The organism is Pandoraea sputorum (assembly GCF_000814845.2).
Lineage (GTDB): Bacteria > Pseudomonadota > Gammaproteobacteria > Burkholderiales > Burkholderiaceae > Pandoraea > Pandoraea sputorum.
Window position 1 is genome coordinate 738,147 of record NZ_CP010431.2, and the last position, 13,976, is coordinate 752,122.

At 62.5% G+C, this 13,976-nt stretch carries 5 protein-coding genes; 2 read left to right on the forward strand and 3 right to left on the reverse strand.

From position 1 onward, the window contains the following. Positions 1–5 precede the first annotated feature (5 nt). Both NA29_RS03395 and NA29_RS03400 read right to left on the reverse strand, forming a co-directional pair. The gene (locus NA29_RS03395) at positions 6–1,613 is read right to left on the reverse strand and encodes an MFS transporter (protein ID WP_084103427.1); all 1,608 of its coding nucleotides are present in this window, start codon (positions 1,611–1,613) and stop codon (positions 6–8) included. Next, a complete protein-coding gene (locus NA29_RS03400) occupies positions 1,591–2,148 on the reverse strand; it encodes a GlcG/HbpS family heme-binding protein (RefSeq protein ID WP_224786732.1) in 558 nt (185 codons plus the stop codon). The genes NA29_RS03395 and NA29_RS03400 overlap by 23 nt, the downstream gene beginning before the upstream one ends. 234 nt (positions 2,149–2,382) lie before the next feature. Between NA29_RS03400 and NA29_RS03405 the strand changes: the two genes are divergently transcribed. Then, positions 2,383–3,291: a LysR family transcriptional regulator gene (locus NA29_RS03405; RefSeq protein ID WP_039395782.1), complete on the forward strand. Its 909-nt coding sequence runs from the start codon at positions 2,383–2,385 to the stop codon at positions 3,289–3,291. A 17-nt stretch (positions 3,292–3,308) separates the two neighbouring features. Here the strand turns inward: NA29_RS03405 and NA29_RS03410 are convergent, their stop codons facing one another. Beyond that, positions 3,309–5,090, reverse strand: a complete 1,782-nt coding sequence (locus tag NA29_RS03410; protein WP_371328955.1) for a ShlB/FhaC/HecB family hemolysin secretion/activation protein — start codon at positions 5,088–5,090, stop codon at positions 3,309–3,311. A gap of 232 nt (positions 5,091–5,322) precedes the next feature. Here NA29_RS03410 and NA29_RS03415 point away from each other — a divergent pair, with 232 nt between their 5' ends. Further along, positions 5,323–13,731: a hemagglutinin repeat-containing protein gene (locus NA29_RS03415; protein WP_052252486.1), complete on the forward strand. Its 8,409-nt coding sequence runs from the start codon at positions 5,323–5,325 to the stop codon at positions 13,729–13,731. The last annotated feature ends 245 nt before the right edge of the window (positions 13,732–13,976 follow it).

Consider the following 13,976-nt stretch of genomic DNA (forward strand, 5'->3'; position numbering starts at 1 on the left):
AGGACTCACGAAGCGCGGGACGTCGGTGCAACAGTGGCTTCTTCCGTCTCCACGCGGCCCATGCTCAGATGCACCGCTAACGCGCACAGCACGGCGAATGCCGCGGCGGCCAGGAACGCGCCGCTAAAGCCGCTGGCGTATGCACTGCGACCTGCATCGAGCAGCGCGTGGGCGAGCGAGTCGGGATAGAGATGCAACGCCTGCGAGAAGTCTCCGGCGGAGATCGCGTCCGCGAAGTCGAGCCGTGTGGCGAGATCGCTTTGCGCGTTGCCGACGAGCGCGGGCACGTGTGCAGCGACGCTGCGATGCACCCCGGCACTCAGCACTGCACCAAGCGCCGTGTAGCCGAGCAGAATGCCGGAGAAGCGGAATGTCGTGCTGATGCCAGACGCCATCCCGGCGCGATCCCGCGCAATCGTCCCCATGATGGCTTTCTGTGTCTCGCCGTTGAGCAACCCGCCGCCGCTGCCGAGCACGAACATTGCGACGGTCAGCGACAGCGCCGAATGCGCGAGTCCCTGCGCCGACACGTACGCCATTGCGGCATTGCCCAGCCCCGTCAGGAAGAGTCCCAGCACGAGAATCCGGTGCGACGGCAGATGCGCGGACAACCGCTTGCCGATCTGCGGGAGCAACAGCATCGCAATCGCGAAAGGCAACATGGCGATGCCCGCACCGAGGACGGATTCCCCACGTGCATTCTGGAGGAACTGCGGCAGCAGCGAGGCCATCACTTGCGCACAGGCGGCGTAAGAGAACATGGCGAGCGTGGCGCCTGCGAACGGCCATGAGCGGAACAGCGACAGATCGAGCATCGGCTGCGCACGCGAACGCTCCACAGCCGCGAAGATCGTAAAGAGGACGGCACCGGCGGCGAAGCGCGTCAGAATGGCCGGGCTGGTCCAGCCCGCGGCAGGGGCGGCGATCAGTGCCCACGTCACGCAGAACATGGCGCTTGCGAACAGTGCGATGCCGGGGATGTCGACGCCGCGCTGGCCCTGCGCTTTCGACTCGGGAACGATGCGCACCACGGCCAGCCCGAGCGCAGCGCAGATTGGCACGTTGACATGGAACGCCCAGCGCCAGCCGAGCGTGTCGCCTATCACGCCGCCGATAAGCGGTGAAAGCACCATTGTCAGGCCCATCACCATGCCCCACAGTCCCCACGCCCGGGCACGCGCCTCTTTTTCGTGGAAGCCGTGGCCGATGATGGCGAGCGCGGGGGCCAGCAAAAACGCTGCACCGACGCCCTGCGCGGCACGCGCGATGTAGAGCCACTGCGCTGTGGGTGACAGACCGCACGCGAGCGATGCCGCTGCGAAGCCGGTGATGCCGCAGAGGAACACGCGCCGACGCCCGAACCGGTCGGCGATGGACCCGGCAGGCAGCAATAGCGCCGCGAAGCACAGCACGTACGCGCCGATTACCCACTGCACTTGCGCGAAGCTCGCATGCAGTTGCGCCGAGATCGTCGGCAGAACGACACCGACGACGTTGGTATCGAGCACCGTCATCGCGCAGCCTGTGGATGCGGTGAGCAGTAGTGCGAGGCTGCCCGTCGATGACGAGGCGGCGCTCGCGTTCGAAGCGTTATTGGGGTTTTGCGTTGCCATGTTGAGTGTCCGCTTGGATCAGGCCGTCGAGCCCGGCCTTGGCGATTTCCTCGTCATGTTGCGGGGTATCGGCCGACACACCGATGGCGCCGACGACGGTGCCGTTCACGACGAGCGGCAGGCCACCGCGCATGAGGACGTAGCCCTGCGCAGTGCCGACAGCACGGCGTGCGCCGTTCACCGCGTCTTCCAGCACGCCGCTTGGGCGACGGAACAGCGCGGCAGTACGCGCCTTGCCCGGGGCGAGGTCCACGCCAGCGGGGACGGCGGCGTTGTCCATCCGGACCAGCGCGATGGGCAGACCGGCGGCGTCGACGACCGAGATCACGCACGGCCAGCCTTCCGTGGCGGCTTTGGTTTGTGCGGCGCGAATGACGTTTTGCGCAGCGTCCAGCGTGAGGACAGGGCGCGTGGGCAACTCGACGGCATGCGACAGCAGCGGCGTCGCGCCGGCGCATAGGGCGACCGTCATGGTGCAAAGCTGGGCGGCGCGTCGCGGGGAACGGCGCAGGACATCGGAAACGCGGTTGTTCATCGTCAAAAAGTCCCGTACTGAGGTACTGAGTGAGCGGCCGCTGCCGGAAATTCCGTCGAAATTTCACGTCGGATGACAGCGATTCGAGTGGAAGTATTCGACCATGCAGGGGGCTGGCGAGTCATTGCCGGGCGTTGGCGAAGTTATTAGGTTCAACCTAATGAAATCGACGGTGACGCCCGTAGTGCCGCGCTGTAGCATGGCCAGGAACCCATAACAAACCGAGAGGAACTCGTGGAACTTCGGCACTTTCGCTACTTCGTGACGCTGGCGCAGACGCTGCACTTCGGACGGGCCGCGCAAGCGCTGGATATCGCGGCACCGACACTCACCGTGCAGATTCAGGACATCGAACGCATGCTGGGCGTGCAGCTATTCGCACGCAGTCGTCGCGATGTGCGCCTGACGCCCGCCGGGGAGATGTTCCTGCTCGAAGCGAAGCAAGTGCTCGCGCAAGCCGAACGCGCGGTGCTGGCCGGTCAGCGTGCCGGGCGCGGTGAGACGGGGCGGGTCGAAGTCAGTTACGTCGGCTCGGCGGTGTACTCGGGCGTTCTGCAATCGCAACTGGCGGCGTTCCGTCAGGCGTGGCCGGGCGTGATCGTCACCGCGCGCGAGGTCTCGCAACATGAGTCGCCCGCCATGCTCGTGGACAATCGCATCGATATCGCACTGGTCCGGATGCCGATCAATCTTCACAACCGGCATCGCGCGCACGTGCTGTTCCGAGACAGCTTCTGCGTGGCGCTTCCCGCGGGAAATCCGCTGGTGAAGCAGTCCGGCGCAATCGATGCCGAGTCGCTCGATGGCGAGCGCTTCATCAATCCGGAACAGACGCTAGGAACGTTCGAGGTGGCGCGTCGCGGGGGCTTCACGCCGGTCATCGGCTCTGCGCCGGGTTCGTTGATTGCTGTGCTGACGGCGGTCGCGCTGGGCGAGGGCGTGGCCATCGTGCCGGATGTCCTGGTGGGGGCGACGTCGATTCCCGGGGTCGTCTTCAAGCCGCTGGCAGGGCCGCCGATCCATTCGGAAATCTCGGCCGTGTTTCGCAGCTTCGAACCCTCGCTGGCGGTATCAAAGCTGATCGCTCAACTGACACAGACGGCGGCGGTGACGTCGTACGCGCTGTTCGATACGGCAAGCTGAGCCGTGAACTCGCGGTGCTAGTACTGTGCCGTGAGCGAGAAGCCGACCGTTGTGCGAGCCGTTTGAAACGACGCCGGTTTCACGATCGGTTTTCCGGCGAAGAGTTCGCTGGCTACAAAGCCGAACGGCAGACGTGTGTTCGTGCGCAGGCCGACGACGGCACCTGCCAATTGCGTTCCAGCGAGATGCCGTGCATTCGGGCCAGTTACGCGCCCGTAATCTGCCCCCGCGAACAGCGAAACATCGAACGCGCCGCCGCTCTTCATCGTCCACTGCAATTCGTTGCGCCAGTAAAACCCCCTCTCGGCGGCGAGCGACGATTCTCCGTCGAAACCCCGCACGGTGTAGCGGCTTCCGATAGACAGACTATCGATGTAATACAGCGTGTCGCGGGTGAATTGGCCGCGAAACGTCGTCATGAATCGAAGTGGCAATTGTCCGAGCGGCACCAGAAAACTTGCGTCGAGGACGGTCACGCCGAACCGGTAAGTGGGGCCGCCGGGAAATGAATTGTCTGCGGCTGCGCCGAATCCCGGAATGCCTTTCCGATAAGTCAGACTGCCGTCGAACTGTCCTGCGCCGATGTAGCGCCGATTCGAGAGACCGAATTCGATGAACGTATGGTTGCGGTACTGCTGATCGATCTCGGTGTCTTCAATAAAGCTTCGCCCGAAGCGTTTGCTCAGCCTTACGTGCGCGCTGAGCACGCTTTGCTGACTGCGATGAAGTACGCGCGAGAGTTTGACGTCCAGATTCTGCGACTCCCCACTCGTCGAGAAAGTCTCGTTAATCCCGGCAATCTGCTGGTTGTATCGGTTCGTGTAGGCGGAGAAGCTCGCCGTCCAATAGCCCCACGGTATCGAGTAAAAGGCGTTCCATCCGCTTGATCCGAAGCGTTTGTCGGCGAATGCCAGATCGCGTGTAGCGCCCACGTTCAGGATGTCGTTCAGTCCTAGCGGATTGTCGATGCCGAGCGCCACGTTGCCCATCAGTTTCCCGGTGGCGCGTGAGCCGCCGTTGTCGATGGAAGTGACGACAGTCCACCGCTTTGCACGGTCGACGTCGATCAGGACATCGCTCTCACCTGGCACGTCGGTCGGCACGATCTGCATTGTCACGTCCTGACTCGCAAGACGCTTCATCTGCTCAAGCCCCTGTTCGAGATCGCGCAGTTCCAGCAACTTGCCTGCCCCCGTGGGAAATGCCGAGCGCCAGGTGCCGTATTGCGACGGGTCGGAGAAGCGAATCTCCCGAACCAGGCCGGGAACGAGCGAGAGCGTGAGCATGCCGGACGAGAGGTCCTGCTCCGGAACAAGTACGCGGGTCGTAACGTAGCCCTTCGCCAGAATGGCCTGCGTGAGCCCCGTAGTGATTGCAGAAACGCCCCGGCTGCCGATGCAGCGGCCGCGATAGTGATCGAGCCAGCGCTGTGCGAAAGCAAACGGATCGAGTTCGAGCGACGAGGCTCCCGCAGCCTGTGCAGTCTCGGAAAGTGTGCTTGGCACTTCCAGCACCAATTGCTCGACCCGAAAACAGGGAAATTCCTCAGGGATCGCCGGAAATCCCTGTGCATCAGGCAGTTCGGAGCGTACCCCTGGGGCGTCGATGGCCGCCGCACGCTCCTGCGCCTGCCGTTGTTGTTCCAGAAGCTGCTGCTGACGGGCGTTGCTTGCTGCGGCGTCAATGGCGGGCGGCGGCGTTTGCGCAGTGGCAAGCGGCAGCACGGGAGGGGACGACAGCGCCATTGCGCATAACAGACGACGGATCGTCGTGGGGGAACGACGCGAAGCGATTTTCATGATGAAGCGCGTAAGTTAGGCGTCGAAATCTAATCGACGCGCCTCGCGCTCGTTCCTGTTGTGCGAATTTTTTGGGATGCAACCCAATTTGTTCCGTTTTCTGAAGGAACGCCTCGCGACCAAACAGATACTCCGATCTTCAGAAAATTCCCGCCGGCGAAAGTTGGTATCCGAGACGTAACACGTGGGGTTAGGACCCGCTCGTAGTCGTCTTAAAAATCAAGAAGATCAGATGAACGCACACGTGAACGGGCAAGGCCGCTATGGGGTTCGGGGCAGTCGTGGGGAAGGTGGTTTGCAGCGCGCGATGGTTCGGGCGCTGGTACTGGCTCAGGTCATTGCGCCGGTGGCAGTACGTGCACAAGTGGTGGCCGCGCCCGGAGCCAATGGGCCGGGTGTGGTACAGACTGCGAATGGTTTGCAGCAGGTAAACATCACGGCGCCCACGGCTGCCGGGGTGTCGAAAAATGTGTATTCGCAGTTCGACGTGCCGCGTCAGGGGGTCATCCTGAACAACTCGTCGACCCTCGTGAATACGCAGCAGGCCGGGTACGTGAATGGCAACCCGAATCTGGCGCGCGATCAGGCGGCTCGCGTCATTCTGAATCAGGTCAACAGTCAGTCACCGAGCCAATTGCGCGGGTATCTGGAAGTCGCTGGCAAGGCCGCGCAGGTGGTGGTGGCGAACAGCGCCGGAATACTGGTCGACGGCGGCGGCTTTATCAACACTACGCGCGGTGTGCTGACCACGGGCTCGCCCATCATGGGGCCGGACGGTAGCCTCACGGGATATCAGGTCAACGGCGGACGGCTCGTGATTCAGGGCGACGGGCTGAACGCACAGAACGTCGGTCAGGTCGATCTCATCTCCCGTGCGGTGCAGGTCAACGCCGCACTGCACGCCAAACAACTCAACGTAGTGACGGGGACGAATCTCGTCGATCACGAGCGTTTGGCCGTGCAAAAGATGGCGGGCGAAGCGGGCGTGCCGGACGTGGCGCTGGACGTGGGGCAACTGGGCGGCATGTATGCCCAGCGCATCTTCCTGCAAGGCACCGAGAACGGCGTGGGCGTTTCGAATCGTGGCGTGATTGCCGCACAGGCGGGCGATCTGACGCTTACGACTGAGGGCAGGCTCGTCAACGCCGGGAAAACGCTCGCCAGCGGCACCATGACGATGGCCGCGCGAGCGTTAGATAACACGGGCGGAACGCTGGCTGCCGAGCGCATCGACGCGACGCTCGGCGGCGCACTCGTCAATCGTCAGGGATCGATATCTGCCGCGGCGTCGACGATCACCGCCGCCGTACTGGACAACGATCACGGCCGTTTGCACGCCGACACGTTGTCACTGACGGTGTCGGGCGACGCATCCAATCGTTCGGGAGAAATCAAGCAGTTTGGCGCATCGGATCAGGCGATCACGGTAGGCGGCGCGCTCGATAACACCGGCGGGACGATGGCAACGAACGCTGGATCGCTTGCGCTCGATGTGGGGCAGATGACCAACGATGGTGGGACGGTGAGCCATCTCGGCGACGGGCAGTTCACGTTGACGTCGTCCGGCGTCATTTCTAACCGCACCGGACTGGTGGGAACGCTCGGCGTGCTCAGCACGACGGCGGCGTGGCTCAATAATGCCGGTGGCGAACTCAGCGCGGCCGATGCGTTGCACGTGTCGACGACTGCGGATTTCATCAATCGCGATGGTGGTGTCGTCTTCGGTGCCAAGGGTCTCTCGGTGTCGGCGGGCGGCGACATCGACAATAGTAGCGGTTCGATGCAGTCGACCGGCGACGTCACGGTGAGCGCGAGCGGAGCGCTCACCAACACGGGCGGACGTCTCAGTGCGAACGGCGCGCACGACCGACTGAACGTCTCCGCACAGACCATCGACAACGCGTCGGGCCAGATATCCAACGCGGGGGACGGAGCTACCGAAGTCGTTGCCGCAACGACTATCGACAACACGGGTGGCACGCTGGGCGGCAACGGTCGGCTGAGTGTCGATGCCGCTTCCGTCGCCAACGTGGCGGGCGGAAAAGTGGTCGGTGGGGGCGATGTGGTGCTCGGCATTCGCGATGCGCTCGATAACACTTACGGTCAGGTCTTCGGCGGCGCTTCGCTGACGATGACGCAGGGCGGTGCACGCGTGACGAATACGGACGGCGTCATGGAAAGCCGTGGCGACGTGGCCATGCAACTGGCGTCGCTCGATAACACGCGCGGTATCGTCCGCTCGAATCGGGACGTCAGTGTTGGCGGTGCGATGAGCGGTGCCGGGCAGATGACCGCCGGTCGCGATCTGACGGTTGCGGCGAGCGGCGATTACGTGAATGCGTCGATGAACCGGTTGCGCGCCGATGGCGCGCTGACGGTGACGTCTACGGGACGCTTCGTCAACGACGGCGTGCTCGAAGCACCGGGCGCGCTGAACGTGCGCGCCATGCAGATCGTCAACAATGCGGGTGGTCTGATCAATGCGGCAACGACGCAGTTGAGCGCCGACGGTCTGCTCTCGAACGCAGGCAATATCGGCGGCGATACGGTTCGTCTGAAGGCGAACACCGTCAACAATGTCTACGGTGTGCTGGGCAACGATGTTCAGGTCGACGCCGCCGATGTCGACAATGCCGGGCCGTCCGCGATCGTGGGCGCGACGCGTCGGCTGGCCGTGTATGCGTCCAACGCTGTGGTGAACCGTGACGGTGCGTTGCTGTACAGCATGGGCGATATCGAAATCGCGCGGGACGGCGTGCGTGACGCTACCGGGATGCTTGCCAATCAGTCGTCGCAACTGACGAACAGCTCGGCGAGCATCGTCGCCGATGGCAATCTGGATATCGCCGCGAGCGTGGTGGACAACCAGCGCACCAGCATCGTGACGCAAGCGGGCACGCCGCAGAGCGAGACGAAGACGTTCGGCTTGTGGACGGCCGGTCTGATCGGTGGCGACGAAACGCTGTGGCACGAAAGTCGGACGTTCCCCGAGTGGAACTGGAACGCGGGGCGCGCCCCAATTTCGTCGATGTTGCTCGAACGCCTGGCGCTTCCCGTGACGGTCGAATTGCCGAAATCGCAGGTGACGAATCTCGATATGGCGGCGAAGACTTTCAGTCTGACGCGCCCGATCGTCGAGACCTATTCGGATGCCACCACGCAAGGGCAGGGGCCATGCGACGATCACGGGAACTGCGCCAATGGCACCAAGACGCGAGAGGTGGCGACGCAGGCCGTGCAGTATTTCAACGGTATCGTCGACAACGGTTCGACCTATCGCATTACGTTCTGGCCGGACTGGAATCCGAGCACGATGATTCGTCCCGACGAGGCCATCTCCCGTGGCGATCTCGGCATCGACCAGCGCGATTACAACGAATTGAAGCGCGTCGTGACGACGACACGTACGCGTGACGAACTGGTGAGCGCGTCGGCCGAAGGCAAGCTTCAGGCGCAGGGGACGATTCGCATCAATGCGGATGGTGGTGAGATCCGCAATCAGTCGTCATTGATGACGGCGGGGGGCGACCTGATTCGTCGTGCGCAAGGCGGCGCAGTGCGTGATGAGGGCATCGCCCTGCAGGAGCGTGTCGCGCAGTCGCAGGTCTCGACCTTCTACTGGCATCAGAAGTCCGGCGGCGATTCCGAGCAGCTCGATGTTGCGTATCCGGTGACGCCGCTGCCGCCGACCACAGTCGCCTCGCTCCCGGCGATTGCTGTGGGCAATCAGACCGTGGAGACCAGCGGCCAGACGATCACGGTATCGAGCGTTGACCGGAACGGCAACACCGTCGGCAACACTGGCGTGACGGGCGGCAACGGCAGCGGGTCGGCACTGATCACATTGCCGGGCGGGGTTCCGGGGCTGACGCTGCCGGGCAGTCCGCTGTACCAGTTGCGTCCGGCGCCGGAGCATACCTATCTCGTCGCGACCGATGCGCGGTTCACGCAGTACGGAAAATTCATTTCCAGCGATTACATGCTCGACGCGCTCGGGCTGGACCCACAGAAAACGCAGAAGCGTCTTGGCGATGGCTTTTACGAAACGCAACTCGTGCGCGATCAGATCACGGCGCTCACCGGAAGAACGCTGCTTGGCGGGAACGCCGACTATCTCGCGCAGTACACGGCGTTGCTGGGCAACGGTGTGGCGTATGGCAAGCAGTCCGATCTGAGCGTGGGGGTTGGGTTGTCCGACGTGCAGATGCAGCAGTTGACGACCGATCTCGTCTGGCTTGTGTCGCAGGACGTCACGCTGCCGGACGGTTCGGTGCAGTCGGTTCTGGTGCCGAAGGTTTATCTGGCGCAGGCAAGCACAGTCGATCTGGCGAGCACTGGCGCGTTGGTCGGAGGCGGGAGCGTGAAGCTTGCGGCAACGGGTGACGTCCAGAATAGTGGCCGCATCGTTAGCGATACCGCGACGACCGTGCTGGGCGACGCCATCGTCAACTTCGGTTCTGTCGGCAGCCGTGGCACGACGGCGCTGACGTCGCTGGGCGACATTCGCAACACTGGCGGTCACATCGACGGCCAGGACGTCGCGTTGCGCGCGGGGCGCGATCTCATCAACGAATCGACCACGCTCACGCAAACGGCGGGGACGGATACCGGCGGGTTCGCGTCGCGCGCTTCGGCGACATCGATCGGATCGGTCGGGCGCATTTCGGCATCGAACGGTGCGACGCTCGTCGCGAATCGCGACGTGACGCTCAATGCCGGTGCGGTCGCGAGCGACGGTTCGGTGACAGTGGCCGCCGGGCGCGACATCCAGTTGAATACGCTCGCAGTCGGGCAATCGCAAACCGTCGGCACCCGCGATGGCAAGAATGGCGGTAGCGACGTCGTGACGCAGCACGTGGGGAGTGCGATTTCGTCGGGCGGCAATCTGACGACCATATCGGGACGCGATACCACGCTCAATGCCGCCACGCTCAGTGCGGGCGAGAACGTGACGGTGATTGCGGGCAACGATGTGACGGTGAATGCCGCGAAAGATGCTTACACGCACGACGCGCGGTCGTTTGGCGGGACGTTGAAGTTCGTCGATTCCACGCTCGACGAATCCGTTCGTGGCACGCAGGTCGTTGCGGGCAACAACGTGATCGTCGGCGCAGGGCAGACGGCGGTCGCCGGGGAGCTTCTGGGCGCTCACGCGGTAACACCGGTCGCGCCGACGTCCGGTACGGGCAACCTGACGATTCTGGGCTCGACCGTGGCTTCGCAAGGCGCGGGCACAGCGGCGCTGGCGGCGACGGGCGACGTCACGATCGGAGCGGTGTCGGAAACGCACGATGGCTATCGCTGGCAACACAACAGTAGTTCGGGGTTCCTGTCGAAATCGGAGGAAACGTCCGAAATGCGCTCGCATCAGACCGTTGCCGTGGGTTCGACCGTTTCTGCGGATTCGGTGGGCGCGACGGCGGGCCGGGACCTGAGCGTGATCGGCTCCACCGTGGTCGGCACGCAAGACGTCGCGTTGCAGGCCGGGCGAGATCTGAGAATCGAGACGTCGGAGAACGTGAGCGAGAGCAGTTCGTTTCACGAGACGAAGCACTCGGGCCTGGGTTCCGCTGGCGGCGTCGGGATTTCCTATGGAAAGAACGAGGAGCGGCACAGAACCAACGACAGCAGCGTGACGCACACGGGCAGTCTCGTCGGAAGTCTGGATGGCAACGTCAGTCTGGTGGCGGGCAGGGATCTGTCGGTGCGCGGTAGCGATGTGATGGCGGGGGGTGACGTGACCGGTATCGGGCAGAACGTCTCCATCGAATCGGTCGTCGATCGCGTTCATCACGACGAGGCGCACGAGTACAAGAGCTCGGGCTTCACGCTGGCACTGAAGTCGCCGGTCATCGATGCGGTGCAGAACGTCAACAGTCAGGTGAATGCGGCGGTGGACTCCGGCGGCGACGCGCGTGTGTCGGCGTTGCGGGGCTACGCCGCCGCGAGCGGCGCCTATGGTGCGGTGGGCGAGGCCGGTAAGGTGCTCGACACGTTGCGTGCGGGCGAGACGCCGGAAGCGAAGGTGGAGCTTAGCTGGGGATCGTCGAGCAGCAAGTCGACGTCGTCGGTCGATAGCACGCAGAACGTGGCGAGTCAGATCAAAGCGGGCGGGACGGCGGCCTTCATTGCGACGGGCGATGCTGCGAGCGGCAAGGGCAACGTCGACGTCATCGGATCGAGCATCGATGCGAAGGACGTACTGCTGCAAGCGACGAATCAGGTGAACCTGCGTCACAGCACGGATACGGAATCGACGCGAAGCGAGAACGAATCGAAGAGCGGAAGTCTGGGCGTGTCGTTCGGTACGGGCGGTTTTGGGGTGTCGGCCTCGGCGTCGCGAGGAAACGGCGATGCGAATTCGGATTCGACGTTCCAGAGCAACACGCACATCAACGCGAGTCATACGGCGGTGATTGTGAGTGGCGGCGACACGAATGTCGTCGGTGCCAACGTGAATGCCGAGACGGTGATTGCGCGTGTGGGGGGTGATCTGAATATCGCGAGTGTGCAGGACACGAGTGAGAGTTCAGCGCATCAGCAGAGCATGAGCGGCGGCCTGAATCTGAGTCAGGGCGGTGCGTCTGGGAGCTTCAGTTACTCGCGGGGTAATGCCAGCGCAAACTATGCGGGTGTCGTGGAGCAGTCGGGCATTCAGGCGGGGGCTGGCGGGTTCGACGTCGACGTGGCGGGCAACACGGACCTGAAGGGGGCGTACATCGCGAGTACGGCGGATGCGTCGAAGAACCAGTTGACGACGGGCACGCTGACGTTCTCCGACATCGAGAATCACTCGGAATACAGCGCGAACAGCTTTGGCTTCGGCGGTGGATTTTCCATCGCGAACAGCGGCACGGAGAAAAAGACGACGGGCCCGACGTCGGGCAAGAACAAGGGCGGCATATCGCCGATGCTGCCGCAGTTCGCGAGCGGCAGTGAACGCGCAACGACGTACAGCGGCGTGAGCGAAGGCACGATCACGCTGACGGACGGTGCGAACCAGAAGCAGGATCTGGCAAGCCTGAAGCGCGACACGACGGACCTGAACGGGACGGTGATCCGCACGCCGGATTTGCAGGAGTTGCTGAACGACCAGTCGCGTTTGATGTCGGCCGCGACGGCGGCGGGGGAAGCGGTCGCGAGGGATATCGGGACGTATGCGTCGAAGAAGGAGGATGAGGCGCGGACGCTTGCGAAGAATACGACCGATCCGGAACTCCAAGCGCAATACCTGCAAGAAGCGGAAAACTGGAAAGAAGGCGGCGACTACCGAGCGCTGATGCATGCCGCTGGCGGTGCAATCGTAGCGGGCTTGGGCGGTGGCAATGCGTTGGGTGGTGCGTTAGGCGCAGGCGCGACGTCGAAGCTCGGCGAAGCACTGAACAAGCTGAGCGCCGACATCCAGAACTCACGCCCGACGGGAAATGCAGACGTCGATGAAGCGCTCGCGCAGATTGTCGCGACGGGTATTGGAACGGCGGTGGGGGCGGCTGTGGGGGGAAGCTCAGGGGCGTTCACTGGATTCAATGCTGATCGCTATAACCGACAGTTGCATCCGTCGGAGGAGGAGAAGCTCAAGGCACTTCAGCGAGGAAAGTCACCAGAGGAGCAGTACCGATATGCTGCTGCGTTGTGTGCCGACGCGCGCTGCGCGGATGGGATACCTGACAGTGATCCTAACCGTGCCGTATTACTGAAGATGCAAACGGAGGGTGAAGGATTTACAGCGGAGCGAGAGATGCTAAAACGCGCCGGGGTGTTCGAGGGATATTCCCTGTCGGACAAGATCAACGACGCCTATGACCGATACCAAGTTGGTGGCCGGACACTCGGCGCCTTGCAGGGAGTTACGAGTGTCGCCATTGGGGCGGGGGCATTGGGTGTCGGCTGTCCTACCGTAGTGGCGTGTGGGACGGCAACGGCGATTGCGGTGAGTGCATTCGATTACTCAAAGGCTGGGTTCACACGAACGGCTACGGGCGGTGCCGCGTCGACGTACGGCGAACAAGCACTTCAGAGTTTGGGACTCAGCCCTGAGACGGCGGCGCTCTTGTACTCAGCGTCCAGTCTGGGGCTTGGAGGCACGCTCGCTTTAGGGCGTCAAGTTGCGACGCTGCCTGGAACGCCGATTTTCAGCGCTAACGGTGCGCTCGGCTCTCAAACCTTAGCAGGCCCCGTCGGAACGGGATCGATCAGTGCGGGGATCAATGCAACTGCGCAATACGCTCAGAAAGGCGAGATAAATCCTGTGGATGTGGTTGGCGCATTCGTTGCGGGAACTGCAGGACATGGTCGTGGGGTGTATATGAATGTCGCGATTAATGGGGTCAACGGTGCAGCGACAACGGCGATTAACAACGCTCTCCAAGGAAAAGACGAGAGCATCATCGGCGAGGGATTAACTAGTGGTGCATTAAGCTTCTTCGGTTATGGCGCGGGGGCGATGATGACAAAAAAATTGAATGCGATTGCCCGACCGACGATAAACGATGCTAGTTCATGGGCAGGTTCCGGATCGTGGTCCGGTAGCGGCTACAACTTGTTTAAATCCAACGATGTCGCCGTGATTGGGGGTGGGGTGGCAAGCGGAGCCATGCAGGAGAGTTTAATTGAATTTATTGGGAAATCGAAAAATAAGTGAGGTGAAGTTTGATTAAAAAAATAACCCGGTCATTTGCTTGGACTTTACTTATTTCTCTCGTGGCATATTCAATTTCATGGATGATTGGTGGTTATGGGTACGCTTTTTTTAACGAGAAACAATACGTTCCCGGATGGGGTGATGTGACCTATGTGGTTAAATATTCCGTCATAACCGCGCTGGTATTGACTTTAATAGCATGGATAAGGGGTGTGCGGGGTGATTAGGGATTAATGATAAACAAG